The sequence below is a fragment of the Oerskovia sp. NPDC060287 genome, from assembly GCF_042726775.1.
In the GTDB taxonomy this organism is placed as follows: Bacteria; Actinomycetota; Actinomycetes; order Actinomycetales; family Cellulomonadaceae; genus Oerskovia; species Oerskovia merdavium.
This window is the reverse complement of record NZ_JBHXBO010000080.1, coordinates 1-17,297: the sequence shown is the minus strand read 5'-3', so window position 1 is coordinate 17,297 and position 17,297 is coordinate 1. Positions and strand designations below refer to the sequence as shown.

Sequence of the window (17,297 nt, the reverse complement as noted above, 5' to 3'; positions counted from 1 at the left end):
GTCGGGCGGTTCTCCCGACCTGCCCGACCGACCCCGGGTCCGGGCCCGGAACCGTCAGGACTCGTAGGTCGCGTCAAGCGTGATCGTCGTGCCCGTGAGCGCCTTGGAGACCGGGCAGGTGGCCTTGGCCGTCTCGGCGGCCTCGAGGAAGCCGGCCTCGTCGAGGCCATCGACCTCGCCGCGGACCGTGAGGGCGATCGCCGAGATCCGCAGGCCACCCGCAGGGTCGGGGGACAGCGTGACGTCGGCCGAGACGTCGAGCGCGAGGGGCGTGCCTCCCGCTGCGCCGATCACCCCGGAGAGCTGCATCGCATAGCAGGACGTGTGCGCGGCAGCGATGAGCTCCTCGGGGCTCGTGACTCCCCCGGCCTCGTCGGCCGTGCGGCGCGGGAAGCTGACGTCGAACGTCCCGACGCCGGAGCTCGTGAGCTCGACCTGTCCGGTCCCCTCCTGGAGGGTGCCGTTCCATGCGGTGCGTGCGGTGCGGACTGCCATGAGGGGCTCCTTCGAACGGGTTCAGGGGTGCAAGACCGTGCGTACCGACGGTAACCCCGGAGGCGCGCCGCCCGCAGAAGGGTGCGGCCCCGCCCCGCGCCTCAGCACCCCCTAGGGTGTCCCGGTGAGCATCGAGGAGATCATCGGCTTCGTGACGGGCGCCCTGTGCGTCTGGCTGGCCGTGCGGCAGAACGTGTGGACCTTCCCGATCGGCCTCGCCAACAACGCGGTGTACGTGGTCCTGTTCGCCTCGACGGGCCTCTACGCGGGTGCGGGGCTCCAGGTCGTGTACCTCGTGCTGGGCGCGCTCGGCTGGTACTGGTGGGTGCGCGGCGGCGAGGCGCACCGTGCGCTGACCGTGCGACCGACCCCCGCGTGGGTCTGGCCCGCCGCTGCCGTGGGCGCCGCCGCGGCGACCGTGCTGCTCGTCTGGGTCCTGTCGACGTGGACCGACTCGACCGTGCCGTTCTGGGACGCCCTGACGACCTCGACGAGCCTGGTCGCCCAGCTCATGCTGGGGCGCAAGTGGGTGGGGAACTGGTGGGTGTGGATCGTGACCGACGTGATGCTCGTGGGCCTCTACGCGAGCCAGGGGCTGTGGCTGACCGCGGCGCTCTACGCGGGGTTCATCGGCCTGTGCGTCCTGGGGCTGCGCGACTGGTCGGCGGAGCTGCGCACGCGCACGGGCACGGTCACGTCCACGAAGCCCGACGGCGCCGTGCCCGCTGCCCGGCAGGACGCCCGATGACCCGGTTCGCGCACGGCCTCGTGATCGGCAAGTTCTACCCCGTGCACGCGGGCCACGTGAACCTCGTGCGCACCGCGCTGTCGCGCTGCGAGCGCGTGACGGTCCAGGTGCTCACGGCCTCGCGGGAGTCGATCCCGGGCGAGGTCCGTGCCGGATGGCTGCGGGCCGAGGTCCCGGGGGCCCACGTGGTCACGGGCCTCGACGACGCCCCGGTCGACTACGCGAGCCCCGACGCGTGGACCGAGCACGTCAAGGTCATGGAGTCGCTCCTCGACCGGGCCCACGGCCCCGTGGACGCGGTGTTCACGTCGGACCGGTACGGCGTCGAGCTCGCCCGCCGGTTCGACGCCGACTGGGTCCAGGTCGACCCGGGCCGCGCGGTGGTCTCGGTGTCGGGCACCGCGGTCCGCACCGATCCCGGGGCTCACTGGTGGGCGCTGCCCGCCTCGGTGCGCGCCTGGTTCGCGCGCCGCGTCGTGGTGCTCGGTGCCGAGTCGACCGGCTCGACGACCCTCGCCACCGGGCTCGCCGACCACTACCGCCTGGACCCGGTGCTCGAGTTCGGCCGCGAGTGGTCGGAGGTCCGTCCGGGCGGGCTCGAGGCGCCGTGGCACGCCGCAGAGTTCGACCTCGTCGCTCGCGAGCAGGCCCGGCGCGAGGACGAGGCCGCGGCCCGCACCCCGATCCCGCTGGTCGTGTGCGACACCGACGTGCTCGCGACCACGCTGTGGCACGAGCGTTACGTCGGCTCACGGTCGGCGAGCGTCGAGGCGCTCGCCGCGACCCGCCGCCCCGACCTGTACATCCTCACGGGCGACGAGATCCCGTTCGTCCAGGACGGGCTGCGCGACGGCGAGCACATCCGCCACGCGATGCAGGACCGCTTCCGTGAGGTCCTGGCCGGGCAGGACGTGCCGTGGCTCGAGGTGCGCGGCGACCGGGCGAGCAGGCTCGCCCAGGCGATCGACGCCGTCGGGCCGCTGCTCGCCACGCCCCGCGCCGTGGCCCCACCCATGACGCAGGCCGGGACCGACGCCTACTGAGCGGACGCGCCCGCCACCGGCCGCCCGTCAGGGCGCGAGCACCACGGCCGTCCCGTACGCCACGATCTCCTGGTAGCCGTTGCCGACCTCGTCGCTGTCGTAGCGCATCGCGAGGATCGCGTTGGCGCCCTGCGCCGTGGCCTCCTCGACCATGCGGGCCACGGCCTCGTCGCGCGACTGCTGGAGCTGCTTCGTCAGGCCCTTGAGCTCGCCGCCGACGATCGACTTGAGCCCGGCCCCGATCTGCGCGCCGACGTTGCGCGACCGGACGGTCAGCCCGGTCACCTCGCCGACGACCTGCTGCACGGTCCTGCCCGGGACATCGTTCATGGTGGAGACCAGCACGGTACGTCCTCCTCACGGTCGCGCGACGTGCGCGACGTCTCCTTCACCGTAGGAGGTCCCCGCGGGCCGCGCCCGGCGGGGCCGAGGGCCGTGGAACGCTTCGTCCCACCCCGACGGCTCACCGCGTGGTCCGCGGCCCGCGGGGTTTGAATGGACGCATGACCGCCTCGGACTCCCCCCTCGCCACCGCGACCGACGAGCCGACGCCCTGGGCGCTCCCGCCCCGGGCCGTGCTGGCCGAGGTCGGGTCGAGCGACGCCGGCCTCACGGCCGACCAGGCCCGGGCGCGGCTCGCCGAGGTGGGCCCCAACCGGCTGGCCCCGCCCGCGCGCACGCCCTGGTGGCGCCGGGTGCTGTCGCAGTTCGACGACGTCCTCATCTACATCCTGCTCGTGTCGGCCGTGCTCAAGGCGATCGTGGGCGACTGGATCGACTTCACGGTCATCCTCGCGGTCGCGGTCATCAACGCCGCGATCGGGCTGATCCAGGAGGGGCGGGCCGAGAAGGCCCTCGACGGCATCCGCAGCATGCTCTCGGTCCACGCGCAGGTCCGGCGCGACGGCGCCTGGACGCAGATCGACGCCGACGACCTGGTCCCGGGCGACGTCGTGCGGGTCCGCTCGGGCGACCGCGTCCCGGCCGACCTGCGGCTGCTCGAGGGCGTCAACCTCCGGGTCGACGAGTCGGCGCTCACGGGCGAGTCGGTGCCCGCGTCCAAGTCGAGCGACCCCGTCCCCGCCGGGGCCGGGGTGGGCGACCGGTCGAGCATGCTGTTCTCGGGCACCCTGGTCTCGGCGGGGACGGGCACGGGCGTGGTCGTCGAGACGGGCGAGACGACCGAGATCGGCCGCATCCAGACCCTGATCTCCGAGGTGGACTCGCTCGAGACGCCCCTGTCGCGGACGCTCGACGCGTTCGGCAAGAAGCTCGCGGTCCTGATCCTCGTCATGGCCGTGGTCATGGTCGTGATCGGGCGCGTGGTCCACGGTTTCGACACGCCCGAGCTGATCTCGGCCGCGATCGGGTTCGCTGTCGCGGCCGTGCCCGAGGGCCTGCCGGCCCTCGTGACGATCACGCTCGCGCTGGGCGTGCAGCAGATGGCCCGACGACGGGCGATCACGCGTCGCCTCCCCGCCGTCGAGACGCTCGGCTCGGTGACCACGATCTGCTCGGACAAGACCGGGACGCTGACCAAGAACGAGATGACGGCCCGCACCGTGCGGACCGCGGCGCACCAGTACGCCGTGACGGGGATCGGCTACGCGCCCGACGGCGAGGTCGACCTGGCCGGCTCCCCCGCCTCGCTCGCCGAGCACCCCGACCTGCGGCTACTGGCCGAGGTCATGACGCTGTGCAACGACGCCCGGATCGTCCGGTCCACCGGGGAGGGAGGTTCAGGGACCGACGGACCCGGCGCACCGGACGACGGCGCGGGCGACGCACCCGGCTGGCGGCTCGTGGGCGAGCCGACCGAGGGCGCGCTGCGGACCCTGGGCCTCAAGGCGGGCTTCGACCCGACCGGGTGGCGGCGCATCGCGCTCGTCCCGTTCGAGTCCGAGAACAAGTACATGGCCACGCTGACGCAGGACCCCGACGGCGGCCTGCACGTCCTCGTGAAGGGCGCCCCGGACCGCGTGCTCGACCGGTGCGCGACCCAGACCGGCGCGGACGGGGAGCCCGAGCCGCTCGACCGCGACCTCTGGTACGAGCAGATCGACGCGATCGGTGCGCAGGGTCTGCGAGTCCTGGCCGCCGCGCGTACCGGCGCGGCACCCGGCCGCACCACGCTCGCCCCCGAGGACGTCGACGAGGGCCTCGAGCTCGTGGGGCTGGTCGGGATCGTCGACCCACCGCGACCCGAGGCGGTCGAGGCCATCGCCCAGTGCCAGGACGCCGGGATCACGGTCAAGATGATCACGGGCGACCACTCGGGAACGGCCCTCGCGATCGCCCGGGAGATGGGGATCGTGCCCGCGGCCGGGGCCGAGGACGGAGCACCCGCACCCCAGGTCCTGACGGGGGCCGAGCTCGAGGCCATGAGCACCGAGGAGCTCCGCGCGGTCGTCGAGGACGTCGACGTCTACGCGCGCACGAGCCCCGAGCACAAGATCCGCATCGTCTCGGCGCTCCAGTCGCGCGGGCAGGTCGTGGCCATGACCGGGGACGGTGTCAACGACGCCCCCGCGCTGACCCAGGCCGACGTCGGCGTCGCGATGGGGATCAAGGGCACCGAGGCGACCAAGGAGGCCGCCGAGGTGGTCCTGGCCGACGACAACTTCGCGACGATCGAGCGGGCCGTCGAGGAGGGGCGACGGATCTACGACAACCTGCGCAAGTCGGTCCTGTTCCTGCTGCCGACCAACGGTGCGCAGTCGCTCGTGATCCTCGTCGCGGTGCTGCTCGGGTGGGCGCTGCCGCTCCAGCCCGTGCAGGTCCTGTGGATCAACATGGTCACGGCCGTCACGCTGTCGCTCGCGCTGGCCAACGAGCGCGCCGAGCCCGACATCATGTCGCGCGCACCGCGCGACGCCAAGGCCTCGATCCTCACCGCGGCCTACCTGCGGCGGGTCCTGCTGGTCTCGGTCCTCATCGGCGGCGCGACCATGGCCGTGTACTTCATCGAGCGCGACCAGGGCATGAGCGTCCCCGAGGCGCAGACCACGGCCGTGACAATGCTCGCGCTCGGCCAGCTCGCCTACCTGTTCAACTGCCGCTTCCTGGACCGGTCGTCCATCACGTTCGCGGTCCTGCGGGGCAACCGGGCGGTCTGGTACTCGGCGGGTGCGCTCGTCGCCCTGCAGGCCGTGTTCGTCTACGCGCCCTTCATGCACTCGTGGTTCGGCTCGGCGCCGATCGGGCTGCGCGAGTGGGGCATCACGCTCGGTCTCTCGGTCGTGGTGTTCCTGCTGGTCGAGGCCGCCAAGGCGTTCGGGAGGAGACAGGCCTCCGCCGCGCGGTCGAGGTAGATCGACGAGAACCCTCTACGTCACGACCGAGGCCCCCTCGCTCTCCTGGCAGAATCGCTCCGTGACCCCCGCCGAGCAGGACCTCGACCACGTCTCCTCCGCGCCCACCCGACCCGGCCCAGGGGCCACGAACCTGTTCGACCTGGACGTCGCAGACCTGTTCCGCACGCCCGTGACGGGCGTCCCCGGAGACCACGGCGCAGTCCCCGCCGCACCGCTCGACGAGAAGCTTCGCCAGGCCTACTTCTGGGTCGTCAACCACGCGATCATCAGCCCGCACTACGACGTCGAGTTCTCGGCCGGCCCCACGGCCCCGGACGTCTCGTTCCGCCTCGGAGACTCCCGGGCCCGCCTGAACCTGCCGAGCGACCAGTCGTACTCGAGCTTCGTGCTGCTGCCGCTCCTGACGTTCGCGGTGCGGGGGCGCTGCCTCATGGTCGGCGGACCAGGGCGCGGCAAGACCGCGAGCGCCGTCCTCATGGGCGTCCTCGCGGGCTACCCGGTCCGGGACGTGCGGCGGGCGATGCAGCACGGGCACCCGCAGCTCACGGTCTCGGACCTGTTCGGCACGCCGCTGCCCAAGGACCTGGTGCAGGCCGACTCGCTCGCGGACGTCGACGTCGCGTGGCGCACGTGGCTGGGCATGCGCGTCAAGATCGTCGACGAGTACAACCGCATCCCGACGCGCACGCAGTCGGCGCTCCTGACGGTCCTGGCCGACGGCTACGTCGAGGTGTACGACCAGGTCTACGAGACCGGGGCCGCCGCCTGGTACCTCACGGCCAACGACGACGCGGGCGGCGGCACCTACCAGGTCGTCGACGCGCTGCGGGACCGGATCGACGTCGTCGTGCACGCGCTGCCCTTCAACAACCGCTTCCTGGGCGACCTGGTCGCGCGCGCCGAGCGCGGGGTGCGCCCCGAGGAGAACGTGCCTCCCGAGATCGTGTTCGACGCCGAGGAGCACGACCGCCTGCACCGCGACGTGCTCGCGGTGCGCATCCCGGTCCCGGTGCGGCGACGGCTCGAGTTCTTCGCGAGCCAGCTCGAGGTCCTGGAGCGGGCCGCCTGGCAGTTCGAGTACCGCACCAAGGACACCGCGAAGCTCGCGGGGATCGACCCGCACCTCCTGGCCGCGGCCGACACGGGCCGTGACCGGTTGGGGGACATCGGGGCGCAGACCCTCAACGGGTTGTCGGTGCGGGCCCTGCAGTCGCTCGTCTCGTACGCCAAGGCCATGGCGTTCTTCCGCGGCAACGCCGAGGTGGACCTCGCGGACCTGCGCGCGGTGCTCCCGTTCGTGCTGCACGACAAGCTGGTCCCCGACCTGCAGTCCGCGCCGTTCGACGACGAGGAGCGCGAGCCCCTGCGCGCCGACCGCGTCTCGTGGATCCGCGACCTGTTCGACATGGCCTGCCAGCAGTACGACGCCGCCGGGCTCGACCAGGACGACCCCGTGGCCGAGGTCCTCGCGGCCGTCGAGGCCGGTCTCGAGGGCCTGGGCGAGGCCGAGGTCCTGCGGCGCACCGCGCAGATCGAGGGCCTGCTGTCCCTGTGGCAGGACGCGGTCAAGCTGCACGGGAACGTCTACGAGGACGCCCTGGTCCTGAAGTACGCGCACCAGCGCTACACGAACTACCTCGCGTGGCTGCGCTGGAGCGGTCGGTGAACGCCCGTCGCCCGGGCGACAGCACCAGCGCGGACCCCCTTGCGGGCTCGCCGTTCGCGGAGCAGCTGACGCGCGAGCGCGACCACTTCAACGCGGTGCTCGCGCGCGCGGTCGCGCTCGGCGCGGACCGCGACGACGTGGCCGCGGCGGTGCGCGAGCTGCGCCCGGTCGTCGACGGCCTCGCCCCTGCGCTCGACGGGGAAGAGCTCGCGGGAGTCGTGGACGCCCTCGTGTCCACGGCGGCGCGATGCGTGGCGGCCCGCCGGTGGCGGTCCGGCTCGGTCGAGCGGTGGGCGGTCCTCGCTCTCACCCCGCAGGTCCTGCCGTGGTTGCGGGCCGCCCCCGCCGTCACCGTCGCGGCTCTCGCGGACGCGGCACGCCAGGTCGCCGTGCGCGGAGACCTCACCGGGTGGGGCCGTCGCGTGTCGGCCGCGGCCGTAGCAACGGGTGTCCTGTCGTCCGGGCCGCGCACGGCGCCGGGTGCGACCAGCATCCGCGACACCGTCCTGGTCGCCGCCTGGCGCAGCGGCCTGGTCCGCTACCGGCGGGCCGCGCTGCGCGCCGCGGCGTCGCTCCCCTACCCCGTGGCGGCGGCAGCGCTCGACCTGGCCCCGGGGACCGACGTCGGCGCGGTCGTCGAGCGGCACGCGAGCGACCCGTGGTGGTGGCCCGGGCAGGACATGGCCGCGTCTCACGGAGCGCCCTCCACGGTCAGCCGGTTCGGGGGCTTCCGCGGGTTCGGCGGTCCGTGGCTCACGCTGCCGCTCGTCGTCGGGCCGCTGCCCGGTGAGCCCGGCCTGCTGTGGGCCGTCCGCACGGCCCGTCCCCAGGCCGAGGACTGGACGCTCGTGTGCGACGTCCACGGGTGGGCCGCGCTGCGCGCTGCCCCGGGCGCCGAGGAACGGCCCGCCCCGGGGACGACCGACCGCACCCCACCCGCCGGCGTCCCGTGGCTCGACGACGTGACGGGTCAGGCCTCGACGCTCACGCTCTCGACGCACCTGACGCTGGTCAGCCGTGAGCACTCGTACTCGATCGACCTGGTGCGGGTGCCCCGGTGACGGGTACCCCGCCTCCGGGCCCGACGGCGACGGACGGCTCCGGGTCGCTCTCCTCGGCGCCCGGCGCCGGCAGGCGGCACGCACCGTCAGGCACGGGGCTCCGGGAACGCTGGCTCGCGGCCTGGCCCGAGGCCCTGGCCGCCTGGGGTACGCAGACCCGGCTGCACGCGCCCGTGCTGCACCACCGCGACGACCGGCCCCCGGGCGTCGGGTCGTTCGCGTGGTTCTCTACCGTCGACGTCGAGGTGCACATCGACCTCGACGACATCGCCGAGCGCGGGCTCGAGGAGCATGCGGTCGCCGTGCTGGCGCACGAGATCGGGCACCACCTGCTGTCCCCCGGGGACCTGACGACGAGCGCCCGGATCCTCTCGCGGGTCCGGGACGGCCTGGTCGACCTGGACCCGCTCGCGGGTGCCATGTCGAACCTCTGGTCCGACCTCCTGGTCAACGACCGTCTGCAGCGGCGCGCGGGCCTGGACATGGCCGCGGTCTTCTCGGCCCTCGGCGCGGGCCCGGCTCCCCTGGCCCAGATGGTCATGCGGACCGACGAGATCCTCTGGGGCCTGCCCCGCGGGACGTTGACCCACCCCGACCACCCGGTGCCCGAGCGCGAGGCGAGCCTGTGCGCGCGCCTCGTCCGCGCCTACGCCAACGACCCCGTGGGAGGTGCGGGCGGGTTCGCCGCCCTGATCCGCCCCCTGCTCGCGCCCGCGTCGTCCGACGGTGCAGGTACCGCCGCGGACGGTGCGAGCGGTGCAGCCCTCGCCCGCGGGCACCACGGCGTCCTGTGCTCGCAGTCGGAGCCCGCCGGAGCCGTGCCCGCGGGCCTCGCGACCGACCCCACGCTCGGGCGGCCCGTGCTGCACCCGGCGGTCGATCCGCGCGTGACGGGCGTGACGCCGTCGGGCCACGACGACGATCCCCTGCCGGGCGCGGCGAGCGACGCGGCCGGCGCCGCCGACGCCCTGGGCCAGGCCATCTCTCCCGCGCACTACGACGCGGTCCTGCGGCTGCTCGGCCTCACGACGTCGAGCGCGCAGTCCGCCGCGCGCTGGTACCGCGAGCACGCCATGCGTTTCCTCGTCCCCTTCCCCGTGCGCACGGACTCCCCGGTCGAGGAGGAGCTGCTCGGCGGGCACGAGCAGTGGGACCTGGGCGAGGACCTGGCCGACGTCGACTGGGCCGCGACCGTGCTGCGCTCGCCCGTGATCGTCCCGGGCGTCACGACCGTGCGCCGCGTGCACGAGCAGCAGGACGGCCACGACCCCGTGCCGAGCCCGTACGACCTGGACCTGTACCTCGACTCGTCGGGGTCCATGCCGAACCCGCAGCAGCGGCTCGCGCCCATCGCCCTGGCCGGGGCCGTCCTTGCCCTGTCGGCGTTGCGGTCCGGGGCGCGGGTCCAGGCCACGACCTGGAGCGGTCCGGGACAGATCGCGGGCACCGAGGGGTTCACGCGCGACGTCGACGCGATCCTCGCGGCGATCGTCGCGCACTTCGGCGGCGGCACCTCGTTCCCGGTCCCCCTGCTCGAACGCACCCACCTGGGCGACCCCGGCACGGGCGCCCCGGCCGTGCGCACCCGACCCGCGCACGTGTCGGTCATCTCCGACGACGGGATCAGCTCGATGTTCCTCGACCACCTGGGAGGCTGGCCCCGTGATCCTTCCGCACCGCGCACCGCGCCCGACGACACCGTCGCGGCACGCGCGGTCCGGGCCGCGGGCGGCGGTGGCAGCCTGGTCCTGCAGGGCAGCGACGCGCTCGCCCGACGCGTCGCCGGCTGGGCACCCGGCTACCGGACGTTCGCGGTGAGCTCGACCGACGACCTCGTGCGCTTCTCGCGCGACTTCTCCCGCACGCTGTGGACCACGAAGGGAGCGGACCGTGCCCGCTGACTCCATGCCCTCCGGACCCGCTGGGACGACCGGGCCCACCGGGCGCGGCGGGTCCCCGTCCTCCCGACCCACGGTCGAGGGCCCCGCCCTCGCGGTCCTCGTGCAGCGCCTGACGCTCACGCCGCCCGACGTGCTCGACCCCGGGGTGCACGTACCTGCCCTGGTGGGGGACGCCGTCGACCTCCTGGCGCTGAGCGTGCCCGGCTGGTGGCAGCTCGACGCGCACGCCCGCACCGCGCTCGACCGGACGTGCGGCGCCGGGGCGCCCGCGGCCTCGCGCGCCGGGGCCGGGATCGCGTGCTGGCTCGTGCGGACGCCCGAGCTCACGCTCCTGCCCCGGCTGCGGGACGCTGCGCCCGACGGGCCCGCGACCTGGTTCCTCGCCGTGGTCGAGGCCCTCGCGCACGACCTCGCGCCCGTGCGCGACCCGCAGACCTGGGTCTCGTCCCCCGAGGGGCGCGAGGAGGCCGCGCGCGCGTTCCTGCGGGCCGCAGGGCTGCGCCCGGCCGACGAGAGCGACGCGGTGGCCGAGGACCGGTGGTCCGCGGTCAGCACGGTCGAGCAGCGACGCGTCGACCGGGAGATGGCCGAGGAGGTCCGGCGTTCGGAGGAGCTCGCCAAGGCCCTCGCGGCCAAGCGGGCGGCCGAGGCCGCCGCACAGTACGCGAACTACTGAGGCGCCGCGGGAGCCCGGACGTTCACGTACAGTGCGTCGACCAGCGACAACCCCTCCTTCACCCGTCGAGGAGTCCCGTGCCCCCCGCCCCCGACGCACCCAGGTCCCCCGACCTCCCGCCCGGCGTCCCGGACGCGCTGCTCGGCGAGTACGCCCCGTTCGGCAACGTCGCGCTCGACGACGCCGAACGCTGGCCCACGCTCACGCCCGACGGCGCCGCTCGCCTCGACGCGCTCCGTCGTCACCCGGCGGCCCCGGTCTGGGTCCACGCGACGGGCGACCGGCTCACGGCGGGCGACCTGCCCGTGCTCGCCGCGACCGCGCACCGGTTCGCCGAGCGTGCCGCCGAAGGAGAGCGCGACGGCACCGGAGACGGCGGCGGCACGGACGACGACCGCACAGGCCCGGGCGCCGAGGGCAGCCGTCCGGCGACCGCCCAGGACGTCCCTGCGTGGGTCACGGACCTGGTCGAGCGAGCTCATGCGGTCGTCCCGCGCTACCGGCGTGCTCGCGACCAGCGCCGGAGTCACGCTCGTTCGCCGCTCGACGACCTGCCCCCCGTGACGCGCGACGACCTGCGGGCCGACCTCGCATCGTTCGTGCCCGTCGACGTCGACCTCTCGCGGGTCCTCGAGGGGACGAGCTCGGGCAGCACGGGGGCGGCCGTCGTCGTCCCGCTGCACCCCGTCGCGGTCGCGGCCGACCTCGCCCTCCTGCAGCTCCTCGTCCGTGGCGCCGGCGCGACCTGGACACCGCACGAGGACCGGCTGGGTCTCGTGAACCTCGTCGACCAGCGGGCCGCGTTCACCTACGTGTCGGCCATGACGGGCTTCGACGCCGCCTCGGGGCGTCCCGGAAGCAGGCTCGGCGTGCCGCTCATGGCTCGCGTCAACCTCGACCCCGGCGCGTGGAGGGACCCGGCAGACCGTTCGACGTTCCTGCGGGGGACCGACCCGCAGGTCCTCAGCAGCTCGCCCCTCCCCCTGCTCGCCCTGGCCGACCTCGACGCGCGCGAGGGGCTCAGGCTGCACCCGGCCGCGGTCGTGAGCGGGGCCGCGCACCTCTCCTCGCCCGCACGGGCCCGCCTGCGGGCCGCGTGGGGCGTCCCGGTGGTCGACCTGTACGGCCTGCGCGAGACGGGCGCGGTGGCCTCGCGCGCGGACGACGGCCCGTTCGTCGTCGTGCCGCGTCGCGTCTGGGTAGAGATCCTGTCCGACGACGGCACTCCCGTCCCCGACGGGTCGCCGGGCGAGGTCGTGGTCACCACGGACGAGAACCCCTACCTGCCGCTCCTGCGCTACCGGACGGGCGACCGCGCACGGATCGTCCGCCCCCACGGCCCCGGCGGACGGGTCGAGCTGCACGACCTCGAAGGGCGCTCCCCCGTGCGCTACCTGCACGCCGACGGGCGCTGGCTCGGGTCGGTCGACGCGACCCAGGTCCTCCAGGCGGCCGGGATCGCGGCCTGGCAGCTCCACCAGCGTGCCGACGGGACGATCGAGCTGACCGTGGTGCCGGACGCACCTGCGGGCGGGGCGCCGTCGGGCACCGGCCGGGGACGGGCAGGCGCGCCCGGCACGGGTGCGGCCCCCGCGACGGACTCGGCAGCGCGCGCGCTGCGGCAGTGGATCGGCCGCGACGTCGTCGTGAACGTCACGACTCCCGCCCACCTGGGACACGGCCGGGCACGTCGCTACTCGAGCGACGTGCCCGGCGGTCAGGCGTGAGACCCGATCAGGCGATGTTGCCCTCCGGGCGGAACACGATCGACGAGGTGCGGTCGTTCATGGACCCGAGGCTCGTGCACAGCGGGACGCAGTTGGTCGTGGTGCCCGTGTAGCTCTCGCCGTCGTAGAGGGTCGACCAGCACCGGGCGTAGGTCGCCATGGAGCTGATGTTGTTGTTCATCAGGTAGGTCGACATCTTGGGGAAGCCGTACGTGTTGCCCGTCATGCACCCGTAGCCGCTGCTGCCGTAGAAGACCTTGGCACCACCGGTCTGGTTGGTGTTCTTGTACGCGATGCCCAGCATCATGGAGCTGGCGGCGGCGGTCGTGACCGCGCCCGCGCTCGCCGCCTGGGGCGCGGCCGCCGCCTTGGCCGCCTGCTCGTTCGCGTACCCCCGCAGTGCCGTGAGGTCCCCCGCGAGGACGCGCGGGTCCGTGACGGGCTCCCCCGAGACCGACTCGAGCGCCTCGCCGAGCGTGTCGAAGCACGCGGTCGTGGGCGCGGGCGTCAGGGCGATGTCCTGCCCGGCCGGGGTCGGCTGCGCGATGACCGTGCAGACCTGGTCGTCGGTGGGGAATCCCTGCGACGTCAGGTCGGGACCGCCCGCGAGGGCAGGCGCCCCGCCGATCCCCCCGAGGACGAGGACGACCGCCGAGACGGCGGCCAAGCGCGTGATGCGTCGTGACATGTGGTGCTCCTTCACAGCGTGGGCCGGGACCCCTCGCGACTGCGCGAAGGACCGACACGTGGGTGAGGACCGACAGCGAGACGACCTCGTCCCGCGCCCCCGCACCGATCCTAGGGGTACGCCAGACCCCTGTCCCGGTTTGTCCCCTGTGTTCACCCACGACCTCCGGATCGGTTGCCCGGGGCCCGTGCGACGCGCGGTCGCCCGGCTTCCCCTATAGCGTGCAGGCACGGTCGTCTGCACACAGCCGTCGGCGACCGCAACGGGGGAACCACCAAGCACCTTCAACGCCACCGGTCCGCACCGGGGAAATGAGTGTCGATGAAGCACCGTTCGTTGTTAGCTGCAGTCTCAGGACTGGCGGTGGTCGCGGCGTCGACGCTGCCCGCCGCGTCCGCACCGTCCGACCCGGCCGGCTCGTCCGGCCCCACCCTCACCTCGCAGTCCGCGGAGTCGCTCGCGCTCGACCCGGGCAAGGTCGCCCCGTCGCTCGCCGAGTCCTCCGGGACCGTGACCGCGTTCGTCCAGCTCGACACCCCCTCGGGGGTCGAGCTGACGGAGCAGGGCGCGAGCGCCGCGCAGGTCGAGGACAACCAGGCAGTCGTCGAGCAGCTCGCGGACAGCGTCGTCCCCGCGCAGACGAACGCCCGCAGCGCCCGTGCCGCGGGCGCGCCCCAGCAGGTGTCGGTCACGAGCAGGCTGGTCCCCGGCGTCGTCGTGACGGGCGACGCCGAGCAGGTGCGTGCCCTGGCAGGTGACGACAAGGTCGTCACCGTCTACCGCATCATCCCCAAGTCGCCGTCGAACAAGGGCACCGACGCGTTCACGCGCGCGCTCGAGGCGTGGCAGAGCACGGGGTACACCGGCAAGGGCGTCCGGATCGGCATCATCGACACGGGCATCGACTACACCCACGCCGGGTTCGGCGGTCCGGGCACGCAGGCCGCGTACGACGAGGCGTACGGCGACAAGGGGCAGGACCCCGTCCCCGCCGGGACGTTCGACGACGCCAAGTACCTGGGCGGGTACGACTTCGCCGGGTACGACTACGACGCGTCCGGCCGGGTGCCGGGCACGTCGCTGGTCCCCACCCCCGACGAGAACCCGATCGACTCGCTCGACACGATCGGCTCGGGCCACGGCTCGCACGTCGCGGGCACCACGGGCGGCTACGGCGTCACGGCGGACGGCGAGACGTTCGACGGGGACTACACGACCCTCACGGACATCTCCGACTGGACGGTCGGCCCGGGCTCCGCGCCGGAGTCCGGCCTGTACGCGCTCAAGGTCTTCGGTGACCTGGGCGGCTCGACCAACGTCGTGATCGACGCGCTCGAGTACGCGGCCGACCCGGACGGCGACGGCGACCTGTCGGACCGTCTCGACATCGTCAACCTGTCGCTCGGCTCGGACAACACCCCGGCCGACGACCCCGAGAACCTGTTCATCGACCAGCTCTCGCGCCTGGGCACCCTCGCGGTCGTCGCGTCGGGCAACGCCGGTGACATGACCGACGTGGGCGGGTCGCCCGGCAACTCGCGGACCTCGCTCACGGTCGCGAACTCGGTGGGCGACACCCAGACGTTCGACGGCGTCGAGGTCACGGCTCCCGCAGGCGTCGCGGGCTCCTACCCCGCGCAGAACTCGCAGAGCTACGCGGGCGGCGTGGACGTGACCGCCGAGGTCGCGTTCCTGGGCGCCACGGTCAGCGGCTGCACGCCCCTGACGCCTGCGCAGGCCGCTGCCACGGCGGGCAAGATCGCGTTCCTCTTCTGGGACGACGACGACTCCTCGCGCGAGTGCGGGAGCGCGGCGCGCTTCAACAACGCCCAGGCCGCGGGCGCCGTGGGCGTGCTGCTGTCCTCCGAGCTCGACGTGTTCGCGGCGGGCATCGCGGGCAACGCGGGCATCCCGGGGGCGCAGCTCACGGGCCCCAGCCACGACGCGCTGCGTCCGGCGATCGAGGCGGGCGGCGTCGTCCTGACGCTCGGCCCGTCGTTCGCGAACTCGTCGTTCGTCGAGATCCCGGGCATCGGCGACACGCTCAACGCGGGGTCCTCGCGCGGTGTGCACGGCTCGCTGGGCATCGTGAAGCCCGACGTCGCCGCCCCGGGCACGGGGATCGCGTCGGTGGCCTCGGGTCGCCTCACGCAGCCCGGCATCAAGTCCGGCACCTCGATGTCGACGCCGCACGTCGCGGGCATCGCCGCTCTGGTCAAGGAGGCCCACCCCGGCTTCAGCGCCCAGCAGGTCAAGACAGCCGTCATGAACACGGCCTCGCACGACGTGTGGACGGGCCAGGACGGCACGGGCGTGGCCTACGGCCCCGAGCGCGTGGGGTCGGGCCGGGTGGACGCGGTCGACGCGGTGAAGAACTCGACGCTCGCGTACGCGGCGCAGGACCGCGAGCTCGTCTCGGTGTCCTACGGGATCGTGCCCGTGGCCGACAAGACGGTCACGGTGCGCAAGACGGTCGACGTGCAGAACACGGGCTCGGCGTCCGTGGCGTACGCCGCCGCGTTCACGACGTCCAGCACCGCGGGCGGCGCGAAGATCACGGTCTCCCCGGCGAACCTCACGGTCCCCGCCGGTCAGACCCGCACGGTCACGCTGACCCTCACGGCCGACCCGGCGACGCTCGCCAAGCAGCTCGACCCGACGTCCGACGAGGCGATCGCGGGTGTTCCGCGTGACTTCGTCGGGATGCTCACGGGGCGCCTGGTCCTGACCCCCGCGACGGGCAGCGAGCTGCGTGTCCCGGTCCAGGCGGCACCCAAGCTCGTGAGCGACCTGACGGGCAAGGACGTCACGTTCGTCGGCCAGGACACGGCCGCCGAGCTCGACCTCGACGGCCGGGGCGTGGACGCGGGCGGCTGGACGTCGCTCGTGGCGCCGTTCGAGCTCAAGGCGACCAGCCCGCGGCTCGAGGCCGACGCGGCCGAGGGTGCCTCGGCGTCGGCCGTCGCGGCCGGCGACATCCGTGCCGTCGGCTTCTCGTCGAGCGCGCCGCAGTTCGCGGCGGCCGGGAGGAACCCGGCCGAAGGCCGGATCGGGATCGGCATCGCCGTGGACGGCGACTGGGCCACGCTCGGGACCAACGTGATCCCTGCGGTCGAGACCGATGTCGACGGCGACGGGTCGCCCGAGTTCGAGACGACGATCGAGAAGTACAACGACTCGGACCTGACGGTCGCGATCACCTACACGCTCAAGCCGTGGACGTCCCCCGGCGGACGCCAGTACGCGGCGGGGGCCTCGGTCCAGATCGACCCGGTCAACTCGGTCTGGGCGGACATCGACACCTCGGTGTTCGACAACAACGTCATGATCGTCCCGATCGGGATCGGCAGCCTGGGGATCGCCCCGGGAGCCACGCCGACGTTCAGCGTCGCGACGTACTCGTACTACGCCTCGTCGCCGGACCAGGTCGTCGACCGGATCGGACCGTTCACGGGCGACCCCTACGACCCGGCGTACTGGTTCAGCGGCGGCGGACAGCTCCTGTTCGTGGGCGCTGACGACGCACCGGTCACGGTCAACCGGTCGGCCGCGGCCACCGAGGCGGGCACGGGCGAGCTGCTCCTGCTGCACCTGCACAACGCCACGGCGGCCAAGCGCTGGCAGACGGTCGGGATCTCCACCCTGGACGCGTCGGTCGAGCTCTCGGTCACGGCGCAGTCGCGCTGCGTGTCGGGCAAGGCGCAGGTCTCGGTGCGTGCGGTCAACGACGGCGACGTCAAGGCCGACGTCGTGGTCGAGACGCCGTTCGGGACCAAGACCTTCAAGAACGTCGCGCCGGGCAAGTCCGCGTCGCAGTCGTTCAACTCGCGCGAGGTCTCGATCGACGCCGGCTCGGCGACGGTCACGGGCACCGCGATCATCGAGGGCGTCAAGGTCACGACACCGTTCGAGGCCGGCTACGAGGCGATCAGCTGCGGCTGAGGCCTCGACCGCTCACGAGTGGGCTCAGGGTCGGCG

12 protein-coding genes are annotated in these 17,297 nt (G+C 73.8%); 9 read left to right on the top strand and 3 right to left on the bottom strand.

All coding sequences use genetic code 11. From position 1 onward, the window contains the following. Positions 1–54 precede the first annotated feature (54 nt). Positions 55–495 carry an OsmC family peroxiredoxin gene (locus tag ACFWFR_RS09315; protein ID WP_377619207.1) on the bottom strand — a complete coding sequence of 147 codons (441 nt, stop codon included), beginning with the start codon at positions 493–495 and terminating at the stop codon, positions 55–57. Between the two features lie 124 nt (positions 496–619). Here ACFWFR_RS09315 and pnuC point away from each other — a divergent pair, with 124 nt between their 5' ends. Together pnuC and ACFWFR_RS09305 are read left to right on the top strand one after the other, a co-directional pair. Beyond that, positions 620–1,243, top strand: a complete 624-nt coding sequence (pnuC, locus tag ACFWFR_RS09310) for a nicotinamide riboside transporter PnuC (RefSeq protein ID WP_377622594.1) — start codon at positions 620–622, stop codon at positions 1,241–1,243. Then, the gene (locus tag ACFWFR_RS09305) at positions 1,240–2,286 is read left to right on the top strand and encodes an AAA family ATPase (RefSeq protein ID WP_377622592.1); all 1,047 of its coding nucleotides are present in this window, start codon (positions 1,240–1,242) and stop codon (positions 2,284–2,286) included. The genes pnuC and ACFWFR_RS09305 overlap by 4 nt, the downstream gene beginning before the upstream one ends. A 27-nt stretch (positions 2,287–2,313) precedes the next feature. Here the strand turns inward: ACFWFR_RS09305 and ACFWFR_RS09300 are convergent, their stop codons facing one another. Beyond that, a complete protein-coding gene (locus ACFWFR_RS09300) occupies positions 2,314–2,631 on the bottom strand; it encodes a YbjQ family protein (protein WP_030144034.1) in 318 nt (105 codons plus the stop codon). Positions 2,632–2,789: 158 nt separating this feature from the next. Here ACFWFR_RS09300 and ACFWFR_RS09295 point away from each other — a divergent pair, with 158 nt between their 5' ends. From ACFWFR_RS09295 to ACFWFR_RS09270, 6 genes are all read left to right on the top strand, one after another. Then, complete coding sequence (locus ACFWFR_RS09295; protein ID WP_377622591.1) at positions 2,790–5,597, top strand: cation-translocating P-type ATPase; 2,808 nt, start codon at positions 2,790–2,792, stop codon at positions 5,595–5,597. Between the two features lie 61 nt (positions 5,598–5,658). After that, positions 5,659–7,266, top strand: a complete 1,608-nt coding sequence (locus tag ACFWFR_RS09290) for an ATPase (protein WP_377622589.1) — start codon at positions 5,659–5,661, stop codon at positions 7,264–7,266. Continuing rightward, positions 7,263–8,327 carry a hypothetical protein gene (locus ACFWFR_RS09285; RefSeq protein WP_377622587.1) on the top strand — a complete coding sequence of 355 codons (1,065 nt, stop codon included), beginning with the start codon at positions 7,263–7,265 and terminating at the stop codon, positions 8,325–8,327. The genes ACFWFR_RS09290 and ACFWFR_RS09285 overlap by 4 nt, the downstream gene beginning before the upstream one ends. After that, a complete protein-coding gene (locus ACFWFR_RS09280) occupies positions 8,324–10,228 on the top strand; it encodes a hypothetical protein (RefSeq protein ID WP_377622586.1) in 1,905 nt (634 codons plus the stop codon). Before ACFWFR_RS09285 ends, ACFWFR_RS09280 begins: the two co-directional genes overlap by 4 nt. Then, complete coding sequence (locus ACFWFR_RS09275; protein ID WP_377622584.1) at positions 10,218–10,904, top strand: hypothetical protein; 687 nt, start codon at positions 10,218–10,220, stop codon at positions 10,902–10,904. The genes ACFWFR_RS09280 and ACFWFR_RS09275 overlap by 11 nt, the downstream gene beginning before the upstream one ends. Before the next feature lie 77 nt (positions 10,905–10,981). Beyond that, positions 10,982–12,631: an AMP-binding protein gene (locus ACFWFR_RS09270; RefSeq protein WP_377622582.1), complete on the top strand. Its 1,650-nt coding sequence runs from the start codon at positions 10,982–10,984 to the stop codon at positions 12,629–12,631. 7 nt (positions 12,632–12,638) lie between these two features. Here the strand turns inward: ACFWFR_RS09270 and ACFWFR_RS09265 are convergent, their stop codons facing one another. After that, positions 12,639–13,319, bottom strand: a complete 681-nt coding sequence (locus tag ACFWFR_RS09265; protein ID WP_377622580.1) for a hypothetical protein — start codon at positions 13,317–13,319, stop codon at positions 12,639–12,641. A gap of 321 nt (positions 13,320–13,640) precedes the next feature. Between ACFWFR_RS09265 and ACFWFR_RS09260 the strand changes: the two genes are divergently transcribed. Beyond that, the gene (locus tag ACFWFR_RS09260) at positions 13,641–17,261 is read left to right on the top strand and encodes a S8 family serine peptidase (protein ID WP_377622578.1); all 3,621 of its coding nucleotides are present in this window, start codon (positions 13,641–13,643) and stop codon (positions 17,259–17,261) included. The last annotated feature ends 36 nt before the right edge of the window (positions 17,262–17,297 follow it).

Coding starts and splice junctions, on each gene's coding strand:
- ACFWFR_RS09315 (WP_377619207.1), bottom strand. CDS start 495: ATGGCAGTCCGCACCGCACGCACCGCATGGAACGGCACCCTCCAGGAG.
- ACFWFR_RS09305 (WP_377622592.1), top strand. CDS start 1,240: ATGACCCGGTTCGCGCACGGCCTCGTGATCGGCAAGTTCTACCCCGTG.
- ACFWFR_RS09295 (WP_377622591.1), top strand. CDS start 2,790: ATGACCGCCTCGGACTCCCCCCTCGCCACCGCGACCGACGAGCCGACG.
- ACFWFR_RS09265 (WP_377622580.1), bottom strand. CDS start 13,319: ATGTCACGACGCATCACGCGCTTGGCCGCCGTCTCGGCGGTCGTCCTC.
- ACFWFR_RS09260 (WP_377622578.1), top strand. CDS start 13,641: ATGAAGCACCGTTCGTTGTTAGCTGCAGTCTCAGGACTGGCGGTGGTC.